Origin of the sequence: Afipia massiliensis (assembly GCF_001006325.2) — a bacterium.
Taxonomy (GTDB): domain Bacteria; phylum Pseudomonadota; class Alphaproteobacteria; order Rhizobiales; family Xanthobacteraceae; genus Afipia; species Afipia massiliensis_A.
The window spans coordinates 3,419,945-3,438,652 of the sequence record NZ_LBIA02000001.1 but is presented as its reverse complement, the minus strand read 5'-3'; the positions used below and the strand labels follow the sequence as shown (position 1 = coordinate 3,438,652).

The following is an 18,708-nucleotide window of genomic DNA, read 5'->3' as shown; positions in this document are numbered from 1 at the left end:
GACCGCCACATATCAGTTATCATCTTGAACTATATCGCATATTTTCCACCACCGGCACCTAAAAAATAGCAACAAAGAGGCATAATGTACTCCGTCATCAAGCGGGAGCTGACCGATGCCTGGCTCGGCTTTTTCGTATGGACTGGTCCGAATCGGCCACTTGCGCAGGCTGCGCGGCAAAAAGGCACCGAGAATTTCGCCATTATCGCTGCGGCTGCATTGCCATGGTCAACGTCCGTGGCTTCATCGTGCGCGCTGGCCTTTTTGATCGGCTTTCTGACGACGGTAAAACCATCGGCCTTCTTTTGCTCGTTGAAACAGCCAGCAAGCATGGCAACCCTGGTTCTATGCCTTCTTGCCTTGCTGGGTGTTCTTTGGGCGGTGGAAATTTCCTGGCCGGAAAGGCTGCGCGGCCTGACGCCGATGGGAAAACTTCTCGGCATTCCGATATTGATCTACTGCTTTAGTCAATCCGATCGCGGCCAATATGTGTTCTATGCCTTTGTCGCGTCTTGCACGGTCCTGATGCTGTATTCGTGGGTCGTTCTGTTTTGGCCGGGCCTGTCGATCCACTACAAATCCGATCAACCGGGCGTCCCGGTGAAAAACTACATCGACCAAAGTCAGGGCTTTGTGTTTTGCTCATCCGCGCTTGCTGCCGTAACTGTGGAAAGTTTGCGTAGACGGCAGCGGGCAATCGCCGTTTCGGCTGTGCTCATTGCCGCTGCGCTGCTAGCAAATCTCGCTTTCGTCAACGTCTCGCGAACCGCACTGGTGTATTCACCCGTCCTCGCGGCATTGTTTGCGTATCGCTATCTCGGTCGAAGAAAATTCTGGATCGCATGTCCTTTCCTTCTTGCCGTTATCGCGGGGCTATGGGTTATTTCTCCAAACTTGCAGCGAAAGGTTTCTGCCGCATTCACCGAATACCGGGTGCCAAGAACGGAGCAAGGCACGACGTCCGTGGGTCAAAGACTCGAGCTTTGGAACAAGTCGATGGAGTTCTTCAAGACCGCCCCGATCATCGGTCATGGCACAGGTTCAGCGAAGCCCCTGTTCGTGCGTGACGCCGGTAGGCAGAACAGCTTATCTACGGGCATCATCGGAAACCCGCATAATCAGACGCTTCTATTCGTCATCCAGTGGGGATTCGTCGGGGGGCTCGCGCTTTACTTCATGTGGACCGTTCATCTGCTGACGTTTCGCGGCGAAGGCGTGGTCGCTTGGATCGGGCTCGTCGCGGTCGTGCAAAACATCCTGAGTTCGCTATTCAATTCGCACCTCAGCGATTTCTATCAGGGCTGGCTCTACGTCCTCGCCGTCGGCATCGCCGCAGGGACGATAAGGAAAACGGCAAACTCTCAAAAGAAAGTCTGCCGTGCTTAATCTTAATCGTTCGTGATTTGTGTCAGGTCCGCGTCAGCGTGATGTTGGCGCCCTTGAACTCGCTTCCTGACGAACGGATCACAACCGACTGGGAATTTCCCTTTGTTGTCGCGACAAGGTCCGCCGAGAACGTGCCGGCACTGACGACGACCTGAAACCGCCCGCCCGCCGTTGTACCCTGAACGTCGCCGCTGACATTCCGCGTGGATTCGCTCCAGGTCCCGGACAATTTTCCACCATTGGCAACGACGTTGCTGGTTAGTTCGATCTTGTAGCTGTCGCTTGCGCAACGCAGAATTTGCTGAAGAGCGTTGCCGTCGTCACGGACGGCATAGGTTGCCCGGCAGCGGATGGCCTCACGCGCGCCGCCCTCGAACGCGATTGTCCCCTTGCCCGACCAGACGCCCGACATTCCGGCGAACGGCTGTGCCGACTGCGCCTGCACTCCAACGGAGATGAATGATAAGCCAAGAGCAGCAGCCATCGTAGCGCGCCGGCAGATTGATTCAAATGAAAACATTGCACCTCGCATTGTGGCAGAGACGAGAACGGCTCCCATAATCAGCCACAAATAGGGACGAATTTTGGACAGTGAAATTCCACTATAAACATCAATGACTTGTGAATCTGGATACCAGATCTAACTGATCAGTTGAATCCAGTTCGCGATTCACGAAGCAGCGGTAGGCGAAAGGTGGGCTTCAGAACTGCTATCTTGAACTGGCACATCTGTCGCGAAGCCAAGCATTCAGATGCCAAGCTAAGGAAGGTTATCACGGACACACATGGCAAGAATCCTCAAGTACCCGAATTCAGCAAAGAGAAGAATTTATAGCAACCATCCTGAAACGGTTAATGAGCAGCAATGAAGCCCGCGAACGGAGAAACGAACAAGAGCATACTCGATTCATCTCGAAATTACTAAAACTGGTCACTTCTGCGGAATGCAAAACAATAGTGTTTCATTCTCATAGATCGTGTGATGTTCTAGATAGAATTTATATCGCAGCCCGAGCGAGTCGAGATAACGCGGGATAGATTTGAAATCTTCAACACTGTGGTAGAGACTAATTGCAAGCTTAGGGTGAAATCTCTTGAGCGACTTCTCGCAGCCCTTAAGCGCACTCAACTCGGCGCCTTCTATATCCATCTTGATGAAATCTAGCCGTTGAAGCTTCTCCCTCTCTACCGTCACATCGATTGTCGTTGTTGAGCATTGAGTATCTGGAAAGTCTTCACGCATCTTCGCAAAGCTGACGCGACTGCCCGGTCCCCAGTCCACATAGTACAACGTTTGATCTTCAGTACTCCATAGCGGCTGGCGTACAACAGTTATTGTATCTGCGAGTTGGGGATTCACCGCCAGGTTACGATCGAGCACCCGAAGATTACTGGGAATGAACTCATACGAGATAACTTTTCCCTGGCTGCCGACTTGATGTGCAAAATAGAGCGCCGTCTCCCCCCAGCAGCCGCCAGCATCAATAACGACATCGCCGGGATCCGCCTGACAATGCGCAGTTTCACGGTGTAGCTCGTACTGACGTTGCAAGAAGACATAGGATCCGCCCCGGCCAGTACAGTAAGCCTGCATATCGAAATCGATAGAACGCAAATCTCGCAATTCCAGTACCAGATTCATGAACTCTACGGAAACCGACGGCCCGACAATATTCAGATTCTCGACCCGCTGAATATTGATCCAGTAGTTTGCATCACTCCGCGGTAGTCTCACCTTTCGATGTCCCATGGCACGGAATGCAAAAAGCTTAACGAGAAGATTCTTCGACTCTTCGTCTTCCAGACGATCATAGAGGTACCCAACCCCTTTATAGCGTCCCAGCTTGAGGCGATATTCAAGTGACGGCCACAGCAGTCGAACGAGATCGATCCCTAACGGACGAACATAATCGAGCCAAATCGCTTTTGTCCGCGCTGCAGCCTGACGAACAGGCGTAGCGATACGTCGCAGCACCGGCAGCCCTACAGGCACCGGCTCTGGTCCCCGCTCACCCTCGTCCCAATTCTTCTCGTGAGAATTGCGAATGCTCACACTTATTTCACGTCGAAGCGCCTCGTTGAAATTCACATCGCCCATAAGTTTTCTCTTCTGAAGGTTTTGCTCAGCTGCGCAAAACGTCGTAAGTTTGTTTGAAGTACCATTGTCTACCGCAAAAGCACGACGCCAACCGTCATGCGCCATCTATCCGGAAGCGTTGCCATGTCTTTGAAAGTCGCGATCATGCAACCCTACTTCTTTCCCTACAATGGATACTTTCGTCTTTTTTCGGCAGCTGATATGTTCGTTGTACTAGATTGCGTTCAGTTCCCGAGAAGAGGTTATGTTCATCGCAATCAACTTTCGGACAGCCAAGACAACCCGCAATGGCTAACACTTCCTTTGCTGAAGGCCGACCGCGATGCGACTAGAATCTGCGACCTTCGTTTTGCGCCTGCCCCCCTCAATGTCATGCTCGATCAGTTCCGGCGCTTTCCGTGTTTGACAAAATTGACTGCTATTCCAGGGCTATCCCGATCAATTCTGGATTTTGAGCGCACTCCTGTGGAATATTTGGTGGACAATCTGCGGCAAGTCGCGGATTTGCTCGAGCTTAGGCGACCAACGATACTGTCAAGCTCCCTTGATATTTCTTCAGAGTTCAAGGCTCAAGACCGAATTATTGAGATCGCAAAACGTGTCGATGCGCGGCATTACATCAATGCTCCAGGAGGAAAGGGTATCTATGATCCTCGTGCATTCGCCGATGCAGGACTAACGCTCAACTTCCTCTCGGAATATCAAGGGTCGTTTAAAAGCATTCTTGAACGACTTCTCACTGAGGATGCCAAAACCATTACCGGCGAATTGCAGCGAAACACCATATTAGAGCACGTTTCGGTGTAACTATTTCGGCCGAGCTCGACTCGAACGGGCAAGACTACGAAATAATACTGCCTCATTGAGCGGAGTGATCTCACTTCCTCCGGCTCTCACTAGTGAACGCGCTTCAATATCGCCGCTTAGGCAGGCGCCATGATTGATCCAGCACCCGTCCCCAACCCGCGTATTGTTGGCTAGGGTGCTGTTCACACCGACGAAGCAATAATCGCCAATTTCAACCCATCCAGAAACGACAACATGAGAGGTCAGGAAACAATGGTTCCCGATTTTAGAATGATGTCCGATATGATTACCGCTCCAAAGAACCACATTATCGCCGATCGACGCGAACGGCTGAACCGTGTTGTCCTCAAAGATAAAACAATGCTCCCCTAACTTGACGTTGCGCCAAACAAACGCTCTGCTACTGACATAGCTGGCCAACTGATAGCCCTTCACCTTCGCTCTTTTGCAGACATCTTCTCGCAAGCGATTCAGTTGAGCGTAGACGACAGCGCCGAAAAAATGGCAATCATCCGGCGAAAACGTCGCTTCGATGTCTTCGAAGGCTACGACTGGCAAGCCGAACTTCGTTGCATCTTTGACGTAAGCGCGATCCGCAGTAAACGCCACGACCTCATATGGAGAGTCGTGTGTAAAATACTCAAATGCGATGTCCGCAAAATCCTCGGTTCCAAAAATAATCAGTTTTCGCGTCTTGGAATAGGAACTCGCCACGCTTTTGGCCTCGCAAAATCGGTGGAACGGTAGGTTTTGATTGGCTTTATGATAAGCTTAGAATGATCGACCGGAAACGCGCTCCCCCTTCACCACATAAGCAGTTGGCATACCTCCGTGGGGAAACGAGCGAATGACGGCGTCTGGGGGTAGAAGTTCCTTGATAGCGTGGGTCTCCCCCGGCGCCACCTCATGATTAAATTGGTCGAAAATCATGACGCCGCCATTGGTCAATCGAGGCCAAAACTCCCGAATGCTTCTTGCGACAATGTCGTATTCCCCAGCATCTAAGAATACCAGCTTGAACTGAAGATGTGTGTACTGCTCGAAAAAACCCTGAAGTTCCGAAACCACATTCAATCGGTGAAGCAATACATAACGCTGAAGCCCCTGTACGCCGATTAGTTGGGTAATTCGCTCGAACGGTTCGTAGTAGATGTGTCCTTCCGGCGCATGTTCTTGATCCTGCGCACTGGGCGCGCGAAACCAATCGAACCCATGAACTTGCGTCATAGAGTGGGGTTCATAAAGCAGCGACAGCTTAGCTAGGAAGAGCGAGACACCCCCGCGGTACACGCCGACTTCCGCCATATGACCAGCAAGTCCCAACGTCATCTGGTAACATTGGAAGAATGACAGATAGCGTGCCAGCGTTTTGGCCCCCGCAAAACACGGAAAGTTATTGTAGAGATCTTCGGGCGAGTAACCCAGTTGCTTGTACTTCTCCATCGCTTGCGCGGTCGGCATACCCAAGGGCGTATCTTTCGTCGCCTCGAAAATAAATGGATTATCGCTATTCACGCAGATGACTCCGTTGATCGTTTAGGACAGCACGCGCGGTGGCGCAAAATCACCCTCGTTTGATGATCGCGGCAATCGCATCAACCTGCTCATCTCTCAAATCTGGATAAATTGGCAAGCACAGCACTCTAGATGCAGCATCACCAGCTACAGATAGATTAGAGCGAGACGCCGATAGCAGGTCACGGTACATCGGAAGGTCAGAAATTAAGGGATAGAAATATCGGCGGGCAAAAATATGCCGGTCAGCAAGCATTTTGAAAAGGAGATCGCGGCTCATCGTATAGTCGGACTCAATAAGAATTGGAAAATACGCGCAATTGGCAACCAGTTCGCCAGATTTACCCAGGCATCGGATGCCTTTGACGTCCTTCAAAAGTATTCGGTATCTCGAATCTATCTCCCGACGCCGCGTCAGAACGCCATCGATATGTTGCAATTGCAGCAGACCAAATGAAGCATTCAATTCGCTCATCTTGCCATTGAACCCGGCGGCTACAACGGAGACTTCATCCGTGATGCCGAAATTCTTTAAGTGATCGATATGCTGCTTCGTTTGCAGATCCGGACAAACTATCGCACCGCCTTCGAATGTATTGAATACTTTCGTGGCATGAAAGCTGAGGATTGAAAGATCCCCGTGGCGCAGAATGCTCCCGTCCGCGTCCTCCACACCGAAAGCGTGTGCAGCGTCATATATTACCTTCAGATCGTACTTTTCGGCGATCTTGCGGATGGCCTCAACTTCGCATGGATGTCCGTAGCAATGCACCGGAAAGATCGCGGTGGTGTCTGCTGTGATCGCAGCCTCGATTTTCGTCGGGTCTAGATTGAGAGTGACAGGATCAACGTCGGAGAAAATGGGTCGAATTCCGTTCCACAGTAACGAGTGTGTCGTGGCTACGAACGAATAAGGGGTGGTAATAACGCTACCCGAAATGCGAAGGGCTTGCAGTGCAGTGATAAGTGCCAATGTACCATTCGTGAATAGCGCGATGTGTTCGACACCCAGATACTCGCATAACGCCTTCTCGAACTGCTGATGAAAAGGTCCGCAATTCGTGAGCGTCTTCCCAGCCCAAATCTCACTCAGATAAGGTATGAATTCTTCAAGTGGAGGCAGGAATGGGCGAGTTACATAGATCGGATCAGAATTTTTCATAATGACTGTTTCGACCTATGACACGCGTTGTAACTTTCCATTCGACGCCGTTATCGAATTGTGACGATTGTCTTTGAGGGGTACAGGGCACATTTTTCGACTCGCACTTCGTCTCGGCTGAAAACTTCCTTGAATGCGACCGCTTCGCCCGGGGATTCAGACCACGTCAATTCGTCCAGTAGAACTACGCTGCCCGAAACGAGATGAGGCTTAATAGCACTGAGAGCTGCTTTAGTGGGCTTGTATAAACCCATATCAAAATAGGCGAATGCGACTATCGTTTGAGGATGATCGACAAAATACTTCGGAGCAGTCTTCTCGACGTCGCCGACGATCAGCCGATGACAGCCTCTGATCTGGCCAAGCACATTGCTGCCTTCATGAATTTCCAGAAGCTCACGCAGATAGTCAACGTAGCTGAGACCTGTGCTGTAAGAGTTCTCGCCCCAAACTTCGCTGGGCTTATCTTTGTCACTAAGCTCCGTGTAGCCATCGAAAGTATCGAAGCCGACAATTACACGCTGCTTATTAAACGGCTCATGAATCGCTCGGAGATTCTCGAGAAGGATAAGATTCTGGCCCCACCATGTCCCGAACTCTAAAAATTGCCCTGGGATATCCCTTACGCGCAGATAGATATCGCTCATCACCAAAAACTTAACGAGAATTGAGCTTCTCGTATACATTCCAATATTGAAAAGTCTTTCACCCAAAGGAAGCGGGCTTTTTTCGAACATCTGGACAAGCCGCTGTCGATACATCTGCTGGTCATCAGACGCGGTCGTCTCAATCTGGAAGGTCCTCTCCTGCTCAACGCTCATTGGTGTAACCTTACCTATCGTTCTTAATTAGACGCTTGAGGGCGGCACGCATTACTTAGTAGATGCATCAAGCATAGCACCTGTTCAATGTACAAGAGGTGATTGTACAGGGGATCAAGACCCGCTAAGCAACGCAGTGGAATTGCGTAATGTCTTTATTGGCTTAGTAGACATGCCTTGGAAAAAAATTGGGCGCATCACCTGCTTTCCCCTCTCCGCGAGCCGTTCCAGCACTCACATGCAAGGCCCGGTTGCCGTCGAACTGGAGGACAGGGTTCGAGTTTATGTAGCGGCAAGGCGAAGTGACGGCAAAAGCTATCCAGCGTTCGTGGACGTTGCGGTAGATGACCCAACAGCCGTTCTAGGCGTGAACGAAGAACCTATTATGCCGCTTGGTGCCCTAGGCACCTTCGATGATGACGGAATCATGCCAGCGTGCGCGCTGAACGTCCAACAAGAGCTTTGGCTGTATTACAGCGGATGGAATCGCCGCGTATCGGTGCCCTATCACAACACGACAGGCCTGGCGAAAAGTACAGATGGAGGAAAGACCTTTACTAAGCTTTTCGACGGACCGATATTAGAGCGAACTCCGACCGAACCTTTTATGGCCGTTACGCCTTGGGTCTTACGAAGCGGCCCGCTCTGGAAAATGTGGTACGTATCCGGCTTGGGCTGGATAGATGTTGCCGGTCGTCTTGAGCCTGTTTACGGGATCAAATACGGAGAATCGATCGACGGCATAAGTTGGACGCGGCCTGGAAATCTAGTGATTTCACAGCGTCACGTGGCAGAAGCGATTGCGCGGCCCTGTGTGATCGAGCGCGATGGCCAGTATCATATGTGGTATTGTTATCGGAACTCGATTGATTTCCGCGACGGAAAAGGCAGCTACCGGATAGGCTATTCGTTCTCAGAAGACGGTCGCATTTGGAGGCGCGCGGATCATCTGGCTGGAATCGATCTCTCGACGGATGGTTGGGATTCTACGATGCAGTGCTATCCATACATTCTTCAGATCAATGGACAGTTGTATTTGTTCTATAATGGAAACAGTTTTGGTCAAACGGGCGTTGGCTGCGCTGTCTGGCAAGGCCAGTTGCCAAAGCCATGAGCTTGCCGCTCGCTAATCCGCCTCCCCCACATCCTCAATCGTTCACACAACGGTTGTTGGGGACCCGCCGACGTCTGCGCGGGTTGAAGAATTGGCGATCCAAAGACGGCGAGCCGTTGGATGGTCCCAAAGTTAGCGTGATGCTCATTACCTATAATCATGAGCGTTATGTCGCAGAAGCGCTGGACAGCATTCTAATGCAAAAGCGCGACTTCGATATCGAAATCAATGTCATCGATGACGCTTCGACGGACAAAACCCAAGAGATCGTGCGCAACTACGAGCTGCAGTATCCAAGCATCATCAATTGCTACTTCAACGCTAGAAACGTTGGGCATATCCGGACGCAACTCAACACAATACGCGGGTTCCAAACCTTGCGCGGTGAGTATTTCGCACTGCTCGAAGGGGATGATTATTGGACGGACGAAAACAAGCTTTCAGACCAAGTGAGCTTTCTGGATACGAACAAAAGTTTCATTGCGTGCGCCCACTGGACGAACAAGGTCTACGACGATGGCCGCCCGTCAGAACACTTCCTTCCCTTCAAGGCATTCGGTCGCGACATAGCTACGATGCAGGATCTCGTTCGTATGGCCGGAGTGTTTCATCTGAGTAGTATCGTCTATCGCAATGTTTTCGAGCTGGCGCCGCCCCCTGCGTTTGCGGACCCCTATAGTTGCGAGGTCACCATCAACATGACTTATGGCATGTTCGGAGACTTTTACTGCATGGATCGATACATGTCCGCTTATCGCGTTCATGAACAAGGCGTCTTTTCAGGTCGAAGCCTGGAGCAGCATTGGCTATTCCATCTCCACGGCTTCAGGCATTTTGCCCTTTATCTAGGAAGCGCCCACTGGGACATATTCGCTGGCGCGGTGGTCGGATTTTCGCGCTATGTCCTGTCCGCTCCCAAGCGAGGAGAGGTCGCGCACCTTACTTGGAAAGCTAAATTTATCTTTTGGGGACATCTCATCGCGGCAGCGCCGTTTTTTATCTATGCGGCCTTGAAGCGGCCAAGAATTACATTGCCGCAGCTGAGATTTGCATTCCAACGACCTGAAATTTCATTGCAGCAGCTGAAGGACCGGATGGTCAAAAAGTGGCCGACAGTCCTTGTGGTATACCATCGACTGAAAGGCTCCCGCGATGTCCGCCACGGTGATTAGTTCCCCCGATAGGCTACGGGTCATATTCGCAAAGGCCAAGACCCCAAGTATCGTACTTCTTCAGTCGGCAAATCACCCAGACAACTTTTTGCCCCCCGCAGATAATTTTGATCAAGTGCGCGAGGGATTAGGAAGAATGCACCGCATCGCCATCCTTCTTGCCACGAAAGACGGCGAGCGATTTCTGAAAGAACAACTCTCGTCGTATGCACGCCAGACTCTAAACCAGTGGAGTCTACATGTTTCTGACGACGGATCGTCTGATGCGACCGTACACCTTGTCAAACGGTTTGCGGAAACGCAGTCGCGGTCAGTGGATTTACGCGAAGGACCTCGACAGGGTTTTTTCAGAAATTTTATGTCTTTGGCGCTAGATGAAAGGATAGATGCCGATTTTTATGCATTCAGCGATCAGGATGACATTTGGAATGACGACAAATTGGAACGAGCGATTAATTGGTTCAAATCGATCTCGCCTGATGTTCCTGCGGTTTATTTCTCCCGAACCGAGCTAATAGATGAAAGCGGTTCACATCTTGGATATTCGCCGCTGTTTGAGCGAGATCCTAGTTTTCAAAATGCTCTTGTGCAGAATATCGGCGGTGGCAACACAATGGTGTTTAATTCATGCGCACGGCGCTTGTTGATTAGATGCGGTTCTGTAGCAGCTGTGTCTCATGATTGGTGGACCTACCAAATTGTAACCGCCGCCGGCGGCAAAGCTCACTACGATCCCGTTCCCAGCTTGAAATACAGGCAGCACTCCGGGAATATTCTTGGCGCAAATGCTGGCTTGCGCGCGCGCATCGTCCGGCTACGGATGATGTTAAGCGGGCGGATAACGAGGTGGAATACGACCAATCTCGAAGCCTTTCGCTCTGCGGAAGAAATATTTTCGAGGGAAAACAGTGCGACTCTTGAAGCATTTTCGAAGGCACGAAAAGCAATATGGCCGCTCCGCCTGATGTACCTGTATAAGTCCGGCGTATACCGGCAAACGCTTGTCGATAACGTCGGACTATTCCTCGCTGTATTACTGAAGAGGATATGAGGTGTCTCATTCCAGCTTAAGCTTGCTGTCTCCACGGCCAATCCTGGTTACGGGAGGCGCGGGATTTATTGGTTCGAATTTTATCCATTCCTGGCTTTCAGCGGGAGGCGCATCAGTCATCAATCTAGACAAGCTAACCTATGCAGGAAATCTCGGCAATCTCGTGTCGCTCTCCGACGCGACCAGGTACTCTTTCGTTTCTGGCGATATTGGTAACAGCTCACTTGTCGGATCCATCCTGAACCATCACAAGCCTGTCGCTGTGTTAAATTTCGCTGCAGAGTCGCATGTCGACAGGTCTATCCACGGGCCCGAACCGTTTGTTATGACTAATATTGTCGGGACCTTTCGGCTGTTGGAGTCGGTGCGGGCTTACTGGTCAGATCTCGAAGATGATATGCGACGCGATTTTCGCTTTCTGCATGTGTCGACCGATGAGGTCTATGGATCGCTACTAGAAGACATGAATGCATTCTGCGAATCCTCCCAATTTCAACCTAATAGCCCTTACGCCGCGTCCAAGGCGTCATCTGATCATATGGTCCGTGCATGGCAGCACACCTATGGGTTGCCAGTGATCACGACAAACTGCTCAAATAATTACGGCCCTAGGCAATTTCCCGAAAAGCTTATCCCCCTGATCATTCACAATGCCCTCGCTGGTAAACCTCTTCCGATTTATGGAGATGGGCTGCATGTGCGTGATTGGCTCTACGTCGAAGATCACTGCACTGCTATCTCGACGGTGCTGCTGAACGGCAAAGTCGGAGAGACCTATAACATTGGGGGCAGCGTTGAAATGCAGAATATCGAGGTTGTAAAAACCATCTGCAGAGTACTCGATGAGACGATACCTGTTGGACTGCGACCTTTCAGGGGCCCGGAGACGGACTCTCGGCTTGCAAGCTACAATGAGCTAACAACCTTCGTGAAGGATCGACCAGGGCATGATCGCCGATATGCAATCGATTCAGGAAAGATCCAGCGTGAACTTGGGTGGCGCGCCGTTGAAACATTCGAAACCGGCATTCGCAAAACGGTCCAATGGTATTTGGACAACCCCGAATGGGTAACGGACGTACAAAGCGGCGCTTATCGCAATTGGATTAACAGGCAGTACGGATAGTGAGAATTCCGCTGTTGGGGAAAACTAGCCAGATTGGCTCAAAATCACAAAGTACCCTGCTTCCGCTAGACGAGATCGCTGCACCTGCACGTAAAGACTTAGATCTCGGGGATATCGGTGCACTGCGCTCGGTTATAGTCAAATACCGCCCAACCTTCATCGTTGATGCCACGGCCCATACAAACGTCAATCTCGCCAACAGCGAGCCAGCGAGAACACATCGCGTCAACCGCGATGCAGTGGCCGCACTCACGGATTACGCCAGTTGCAACAATGCGCGGTTCGCTCACCATTCAACCGATTACGTCTTCGATGGCAAGAAGGATGTTCCCTATCTCGAAGATGATGCAACGCGTCCACTCAACGTCTACGGCGCAACGAAAAGAGACGGCGGAAGAGCTGTGCGCGCGGCGAAAGATCGTCACCTCATTGCTGCGACGAGTTGGTATGGTTTCGCAAAATTTTTATTTGGGGAAGCATCGCGCCAAGGATTGAAATTACGCTGCTCGGCAAGTGGCGTGAGGGTGATATTGGCAGCGGACTATGAAACCTCGGTAACGCGTCCGGCGAACTTACGCTTGGATACCGCGAAACTGTGCAAAATATTCTACTTAGACCTTCCCTCATGGCCCGACCATGCAAGGAAGGTAGTTTCTGAATTTTCAGCAGGAGCAATGGCATGAAGCGAAGGGGGATCATCCTAGCAGGCGGCGCTGGAACTCGCCTCCATCCGGCGACCATTGCGATATCGAAGCAGTTGCTCCCAGTTTACGACAAGCCGATGATTTATTATCCGCTTTCGACACTGATGCTTGCTGGCATTCAGGAAATTCTGATTATCTCGACCCCGCGAGACCTTCCGTACTTCAACGAGTTACTCGGCGACGGTGGGAATTGGGGCATCAGCTTGCAATACGCGGTTCAGCCATCGCCAGACGGTCTGGCCCAAGCCTTCGTAATCGGCGAAACCTTCATTGGCCAGAATCCCTGTGCGTTGATCCTCGGAGATAACATCTTCTACGGCCACGATCTGCATGGATTGTTGACACGCACGAGCCAAAATGCGAGCGGCGCTGTCATTTTCGCTTATCACGTAAGTGATCCCGAGCGCTACGGCGTAGCTGAATTCGACGCGAGAGGAAAAGTATTGTCTCTCGAGGAGAAGCCAAGAAAGCCGCGCTCCAACTACGCCGTTGCAGGTCTGTATTTTTATGATCGCGATGTAGTTGCACTCGCCAAGAGCGTAAAGCCATCAGCGCGGGGCGAACTAGAAATCACTGATCTTAACAAGCTCTACCTGGAAGGCGGGAAACTTTCAGTCGAAATCATGGGACGAGGCTTTGCATGGCTAGACACCGGCACACACGAAGCGCTGCTTGAAGCGTCTCATTTCATCGCCGCTTTGGAACGCCGGCAGGGCTTGAAGGTCGCATGTCTCGAAGAAATCGCTTGGCGAAATGGCTGGATCAGCGATGAAGATTTGCACAAAGCAGCTGTGGCAATGTCTAAGAATGAGTATGGTGCATATCTAAGCAGCTTATTGTCTCAGCGGATCTTTTAAAATCAGCAATCTCGACAACCCTTGCAAGTCGTTAGATCGTGAATAGAGTGAAGGTGCTTTTGGAGATGGCAGCTCCTTGTTAGACCGACAACGTACGGCACGATGCAGGCCCGATCGACAACGATAACTCGAGAAATTCAGATCGTATGAAAGCCACGTTGCTCACTATTCCTGACATTGTACTTCTTGAGCCACGGGTTTTTGAGGACGACCGCGGACTTTTCTTCGAGAGCTACAGCCTCGCGGATTTTCAAGCAGCCACCAACTGCGCTCTCGGGTTTGTGCAAGACAATCACTCGAAATCAAGTCGCAATGTTTTGAGAGGGCTCCACTATCAGATCGGCCAGCCACAGGGAAAACTCATCCGAGTGATCCGTGGGGAAATTTTCGATGTCGCGATCGACATTCGAAGAAGCTCACCCTTCTTTGGTCAGTGGGTTGGCGAATTCCTATCAGCAGAAAACAAGCGGCAAATGTGGATACCGCCAGGATTTGCGCATGGATATCTTGCCATATCGGACGCTGAGTGTCTTTACAAGACCACGGATTACTACGCCCCCGAGCAAGAACGCTGCATAAGCTGGAACGATCCAACCATAAGCATCGATTGGCCTCTTTCAGCTGAGCCAATTTTGTCTGCGAAAGACCGACTACATCAACCATTTGCAGATGCCCAAACATATCCGTGAGGGGCTCCAAAGGATCGAGCGGGAGTTTTCATTGGCCAACAAACGGCTGTCTCTAGCAATAACAGACCTAAAGGAAGCGCTTTGGCAGCCGATCTGGTGGCATCTCGCTTGGCAAGAAATACGGCAACGCTATCGTCGCTCGCTGATCGGTCCGTTCTGGATCACAATTAGTACCGGCATCATGATTGCTGCGATGGGACCGCTGTATGGGAGGCTTTTCGAGCAGCCTCTTGGTCCATATTTTCAACATCTAGCTATCGGATTGGTAGTTTGGGTTTTTATCTCGGGATATTTGAATGAGGTCGGCTTCGCGTTCGTCTCTGCCGAAGGATTTATCAAGGATGTAAAAATCCCCTACTCGACCTATGTGTTCAAAGTATTGGTCAAGCACTTGATCATGTTTCTGCATAATTTCGTCATCGTGCTGACCGTCTTGTTGTTCTTCCCGCCAAGAACGTTGGCTACTGTGCCCATGGTGCTGCCTGGCTTGATAGTTATGCTCTTAAATTTGCTATGGATCGGAACAGCACTCGCTATCTTGTGCGTCCGCTTTCGAGATATCGCTCAGATAGTCGGAAGCGTCGTCCAATTACTGTTTTTCCTGACACCTATCATGTGGCAAGTGGAGATGCTCGGCGAACGACGCGAGTTGGCGGAATGGAATGTCATCTATCATTTGATCCAGATAGTCAGGTCGCCACTAGTTGGAGAAACACCTAACTTGCTGTCATGGATCGTGACGTGCGGCATGGCGGTGGTGGGAGGCGCAGTGGCCCTTTGTCTGTTCGCGAGATTCCGAAGCCGCATCAGCTATTGGATTTAATTGTATGCCGCTCATTGAAGCCAGGAATGTAACGATCGACTTCCCGATTTACGGCGCGAACAACCGATCCGTAAAGACATCCATCGTGAATATCGCAACGGGTGGGGTTCTTGCTCGTGACGCCTCGGAACGAGTGTTTGTTCGCGCCCTCGACGACGTTTCATTTGAGTTCCATGAAGGCGATCGTATTGGTTTGATCGGACATAACGGCTCCGGAAAATCCACGTTGCTACGCGTACTAGCCGGAATTTACGAGCCCGTGAGCGGATATCTCGCCGTCAAAGGGCGGGTTACATCGATGCTGAGTATCACGGTGGGAATCGACATGGAAGCAACCGGCATGGAAAATATCTTCATGCGAGGACGCGTTATGGGGGTACCCGCGCGGAAAATGAAAACGATGCTCGACGACATCGTCGAATTCTCTGGAATTGGTGACTATCTCCACCTACCGATAAGGACATATTCCACTGGCATGGTCATGAGATTGGCATTTGCGGTCGCGACAAGCGTCGAGGCCGACATCGTTCTAATGGACGAATGGCTAAGCGTCGGCGATGCTGCGTTTGTCGAAAAGGCAAGAGCCAGACTCGACAAGCTCGTTCAGGGCGCGCGTATTGTCGTTCTCGCGTCTCACGATATCGCGTTGATAAAAAACCAGTGCAGCCAAATTCTAAAGCTCGAACACGGACGATTGACTCCGTTCGTAGCGTAGACAAGCCGAGCCAAGCTCTTTTCAAAACCTACGAGATCAGAGACGTTATTGCTGGCCTTGGCAATCGGCTTACGATCCGAATACAGCCTTCACCTGTGCTGGCGTCGGGAATCCCTCAAAATATTGCTCACGCTGGACTGAGCGAGTATAGGCGGTCGGGTACACCCGATCCACGAATGTTGGTTCATCGCCATTATCGAATCGCGTTGACATTGCCAATCTGAACCTTCCTGGGGCTCCATTGATCGAACTGCGATGGATCGTAAATACAGACATGAAGATTACATCTCCAACGTCAACCTCGATGGGTACGAATTCCTCTTGATTGTACGCATCCGGATTAACCTCCCAGGTCGATTCTCCATGTTTGATCGTGGGCAACAAGCCTAAGCGATGGCTCTGAGGTATCACCTCAAGCGGGAAGTTGCTCCGATCCACATTAACCAGTGGAAACCAAACCACGACCCCGTCGAGGCTGCCTTGAACCGATGGAAAGTCCTGGTGGGTCACAAAACCGAAATACCCATTTGGAATTTTCAGTTCGTCGGACATGATAAGTGCGACCTGTCCGCCAGGCAAGAATATGTCATGCCAGCCGAACTTCTCCCTTAGAAAGTCCGTGATATTCTTATCGTGCGCGAGTTTGAACGCCTCTTCCTTTCGCCACAGCGCGCCCACGACCTTTTTATATCGCTGGATATCGATACGGTGCAGAGCCTTCAATGCGGGAAATAGGCCATCTTCCTCTGCCGAAGCTGATAAAGCGCGCAACTGATCGGTAACAGTCTTCTGCATTGACTGCATTAACCGCTGGACGGACTTTTCCTCCAACAAGCCTTTTGCTACAAAGAATCCGTTGGCTTTATAACTGACGAGCTCCGGTGACATCCAGCAACCTTTCGAAGAGTAGGCCAAACCACAAATTGCAATTAGGTCAGTTTTTTCTCATGATACTAGAAAAATGACAAAATCCATTAGCGTTTTTGTCCCGCTCTACAACCACGAAAAATTCATTCGGGCCACGCTGACGAGCGCACTCGCGCAAACATTGCCACCTGACGAAATTGTCGTAATTGACGATGGTTCCAGCGACGGCTCCATTGAGGCTGCCAAGTCAGTGTTGCATCCTTCAATACAAATTATCGCCGAACAACGAAATTTGGGCGGGCCTACCACAATGAGAGGCCTTAGTTTTTGCAAAGGCAACTTGGTTGCAATTCTTAATTCTGACGATACGTGGAGTCCCGAAAAACTAAAGCGACAAGTCGATCATTTAGAGAAGAACCAAAATTGTGGGGTAGTCTTCACACTTGTAAGTTTAATTGATGAGCACGGAAAAACATGGAAGCAAGCGACCAATCGTCACCAATCGCTTTTTCAAGCCAGAAACCGTGACCGGCATGCGTGGCTTAGGTATTTTTTCCATTCGGGAAACGTCTTTTGCGCATCAAGCGCTACGGTGCGTCGGGAATGCTTTGATCGGCTTGGTCCACTCGACGGCCGGTACGTGCAACTTCAAGATCTTGATATGTGGCTCCGAATTGCCATGGCCGGCTATGACATCCATGTGGTTCAGGATAATTTAACATACTATAGGCTGGCGCGAAACGGCTCCAACATGAGTGTTGGGTCGCCGCAAAATAGAGCAATATATGCGACCGAATACGCGCGACTGCTTAGGAACTATTGGAGTGTCCTATCGTTAGATGAGCTTCTGAAAATCTTTCCAGATATATCAGTGTCAGACGACGCCGATGATTCTCTGGTTCTGTTTTATCTTGCTAAGTACGCCGCCAAACAGCCAACGCTTCATCATCGGTTGTTTGCGCTTGAAACAATGCAAAAATGGGGAGGAAACTTAGAAGCCATGAGATTGGCCGCGAAGTGCCATGGTTTCACGCACATTGAATACCGAAATTTTGTCGCTGGCTGGCCCATCAAAGAGACACTCGTGCTTGGGTTGCTCACCAAAATTGAAAAAATTGCTAATCAGTTCTTGCCATACGATTTTCAGCAACGCATCAAGACGCTCATTTTGCGTATAAACGATCGACGCCATAGTTAATTCCCAAAGGCCTTGTGCGAATCGTGTAAGCGGTAAGTGCCTCTTGCAACTTGTCGCTAACGTCGTCCACCTTCATGGCCCTGACCTGATCGCCTTTGGATGAGTGAATAGATCTGCCACATCTCGCGTGTTGGTTGGTCTTGTTTCAGAACCCATTGGGCCGCCTGAAAGCACGAATTGATGAGGTCGTGCGACTTGTCAGCCCGGTGGCCGAATGCCAAGGGCTTGCCATGTTCGCTGCGCGGGTAGATGGGCCGCCCAACTAGGTTGATGATCTTGAACGTTTCGGAGGACCGCCAGCTCGGCGACAGTCGGCCCGCGCGTTTAACGCCGTAAATCCACTCCGTGCCGGTCGCCGGCTGGCGTCGCTCAGCTTTTAGAGCTCTTCCTACCAGGAATGTTACGGGCTTTTCCGCGATACCTTTCAAGGGAGATAGCTCAGCAATGAAGTGCTCGTTCACGTACCATCCAGCACCACTCGGGATCCCCTCCTCGGTCGAATGTGGTGCGCGTAGCGCGCCGAAGCCCCGTTCACGTATCCGCTCGAGCTTCGGTCTGGATTTCCGGTTCATCTCTCTCCACTCCTTGAGGGGCACGATGACC

Annotated in this window: 20 protein-coding genes; 12 read left to right on the top strand and 8 right to left on the bottom strand. The window is 50.9% G+C overall.

Annotation, left to right across the window (positions count from 1 at the left end; translation table 11 throughout):
• Window positions 1-84: 84 nt before the first annotated feature.
• A complete protein-coding gene (locus YH63_RS16610) occupies window positions 85-1,386 on the top strand; it encodes an O-antigen ligase family protein (RefSeq protein WP_046826646.1) in 1,302 nt (433 codons plus the stop codon).
• Between the two features lie 22 nt (window positions 1,387-1,408).
• Here the strand turns inward: YH63_RS16610 and YH63_RS16605 are convergent, their stop codons facing one another.
• Window positions 1,409-1,906: a hypothetical protein gene (locus YH63_RS16605; RefSeq protein ID WP_046826647.1), complete on the bottom strand. Its 498-nt coding sequence runs from the start codon at window positions 1,904-1,906 to the stop codon at window positions 1,409-1,411.
• Between the two features lie 411 nt (window positions 1,907-2,317).
• Window positions 2,318-3,589 (bottom strand): FkbM family methyltransferase, encoded by a 1,272-nt coding sequence (locus YH63_RS16600; RefSeq protein WP_083992540.1) that lies wholly within the window; start codon window positions 3,587-3,589, stop codon window positions 2,318-2,320.
• Between the two features lie 18 nt (window positions 3,590-3,607).
• On the opposite strand from YH63_RS16600, the gene YH63_RS16595 reads away from it, so the two are divergent.
• Window positions 3,608-4,291 (top strand): WbqC family protein, encoded by a 684-nt coding sequence (locus YH63_RS16595; protein WP_052753804.1) that lies wholly within the window; start codon window positions 3,608-3,610, stop codon window positions 4,289-4,291.
• Here the strand turns inward: YH63_RS16595 and YH63_RS16590 are convergent, their stop codons facing one another.
• The 4 genes from YH63_RS16590 to YH63_RS16575 are packed head-to-tail and all read right to left on the bottom strand — an operon-like array spanning window position 4,292 to window position 7,789.
• Window positions 4,292-5,005 (bottom strand): acetyltransferase, encoded by a 714-nt coding sequence (locus tag YH63_RS16590; protein ID WP_046826648.1) that lies wholly within the window; start codon window positions 5,003-5,005, stop codon window positions 4,292-4,294. It lies immediately after the preceding gene.
• Between the two features lie 57 nt (window positions 5,006-5,062).
• A complete protein-coding gene (locus YH63_RS16585; RefSeq protein ID WP_046826649.1) occupies window positions 5,063-5,806 on the bottom strand; it encodes a class I SAM-dependent methyltransferase in 744 nt (247 codons plus the stop codon).
• A 49-nt stretch (window positions 5,807-5,855) separates the two neighbouring features.
• Complete coding sequence (locus tag YH63_RS16580) at window positions 5,856-6,968, bottom strand: DegT/DnrJ/EryC1/StrS family aminotransferase (protein WP_046826650.1); 1,113 nt, start codon at window positions 6,966-6,968, stop codon at window positions 5,856-5,858.
• Between the two features lie 50 nt (window positions 6,969-7,018).
• Window positions 7,019-7,789: a TylF/MycF/NovP-related O-methyltransferase gene (locus YH63_RS16575; RefSeq protein WP_052753805.1), complete on the bottom strand. Its 771-nt coding sequence runs from the start codon at window positions 7,787-7,789 to the stop codon at window positions 7,019-7,021.
• Window positions 7,790-7,961: 172 nt separating this feature from the next.
• On the opposite strand from YH63_RS16575, the gene YH63_RS16570 reads away from it, so the two are divergent.
• From YH63_RS16570 to YH63_RS16530, 9 genes are all read left to right on the top strand, one after another.
• Entirely contained in the window at window positions 7,962-8,903 is a 942-nt protein-coding gene (locus tag YH63_RS16570; protein ID WP_046826651.1) for a hypothetical protein, read from the top strand.
• Window positions 8,900-10,075, top strand: coding sequence for a glycosyltransferase family 2 protein (locus YH63_RS16565; protein WP_083992541.1), 1,176 nt, complete (start codon window positions 8,900-8,902; stop codon window positions 10,073-10,075). Before YH63_RS16570 ends, YH63_RS16565 begins: the two co-directional genes overlap by 4 nt.
• Window positions 10,056-11,126, top strand: coding sequence for a glycosyltransferase family 2 protein (locus YH63_RS16560; RefSeq protein WP_246658071.1), 1,071 nt, complete (start codon window positions 10,056-10,058; stop codon window positions 11,124-11,126). The genes YH63_RS16565 and YH63_RS16560 overlap by 20 nt, the downstream gene beginning before the upstream one ends.
• Window position 11,127: 1 nt before the next feature.
• Window positions 11,128-12,252 (top strand): dTDP-glucose 4,6-dehydratase, encoded by a 1,125-nt coding sequence (gene rfbB, locus YH63_RS16555; RefSeq protein ID WP_246658070.1) that lies wholly within the window; start codon window positions 11,128-11,130, stop codon window positions 12,250-12,252.
• Window positions 12,252-12,935: an SDR family oxidoreductase gene (locus tag YH63_RS16550; RefSeq protein ID WP_170978701.1), complete on the top strand. Its 684-nt coding sequence runs from the start codon at window positions 12,252-12,254 to the stop codon at window positions 12,933-12,935. Before rfbB ends, YH63_RS16550 begins: the two co-directional genes overlap by 1 nt.
• Window positions 12,932-13,813 carry a glucose-1-phosphate thymidylyltransferase RfbA gene (rfbA, locus tag YH63_RS16545; protein ID WP_046826654.1) on the top strand — a complete coding sequence of 294 codons (882 nt, stop codon included), beginning with the start codon at window positions 12,932-12,934 and terminating at the stop codon, window positions 13,811-13,813. The genes YH63_RS16550 and rfbA overlap by 4 nt, the downstream gene beginning before the upstream one ends.
• Before the next feature lie 146 nt (window positions 13,814-13,959).
• Window positions 13,960-14,502, top strand: a complete 543-nt coding sequence (gene rfbC / locus YH63_RS16540) for a dTDP-4-dehydrorhamnose 3,5-epimerase (RefSeq protein WP_046826655.1) — start codon at window positions 13,960-13,962, stop codon at window positions 14,500-14,502.
• 31 nt (window positions 14,503-14,533) lie between these two features.
• A complete protein-coding gene (locus tag YH63_RS16535) occupies window positions 14,534-15,325 on the top strand; it encodes an ABC transporter permease (RefSeq protein WP_046829459.1) in 792 nt (263 codons plus the stop codon).
• Between the two features lie 4 nt (window positions 15,326-15,329).
• Window positions 15,330-16,040, top strand: coding sequence for an ABC transporter ATP-binding protein (locus YH63_RS16530; RefSeq protein ID WP_046826656.1), 711 nt, complete (start codon window positions 15,330-15,332; stop codon window positions 16,038-16,040).
• 69 nt (window positions 16,041-16,109) lie between these two features.
• On the opposite strand, the gene YH63_RS16525 is transcribed toward YH63_RS16530, so the two are convergent.
• On the bottom strand, window positions 16,110-16,928 hold the full coding sequence (locus YH63_RS16525) for a phytanoyl-CoA dioxygenase family protein (RefSeq protein ID WP_046826657.1): 819 nt from the start codon (window positions 16,926-16,928) through the stop codon (window positions 16,110-16,112).
• 73 nt (window positions 16,929-17,001) lie between these two features.
• On the opposite strand from YH63_RS16525, the gene YH63_RS16520 reads away from it, so the two are divergent.
• Window positions 17,002-18,105, top strand: a complete 1,104-nt coding sequence (locus YH63_RS16520; protein ID WP_046826658.1) for a glycosyltransferase family 2 protein — start codon at window positions 17,002-17,004, stop codon at window positions 18,103-18,105.
• A gap of 56 nt (window positions 18,106-18,161) precedes the next feature.
• On the opposite strand, the gene YH63_RS16515 is transcribed toward YH63_RS16520, so the two are convergent.
• Window positions 18,162-18,677: a hypothetical protein gene (locus YH63_RS16515; RefSeq protein ID WP_137325227.1), complete on the bottom strand. Its 516-nt coding sequence runs from the start codon at window positions 18,675-18,677 to the stop codon at window positions 18,162-18,164.
• Window positions 18,678-18,708 lie beyond the last annotated feature (31 nt).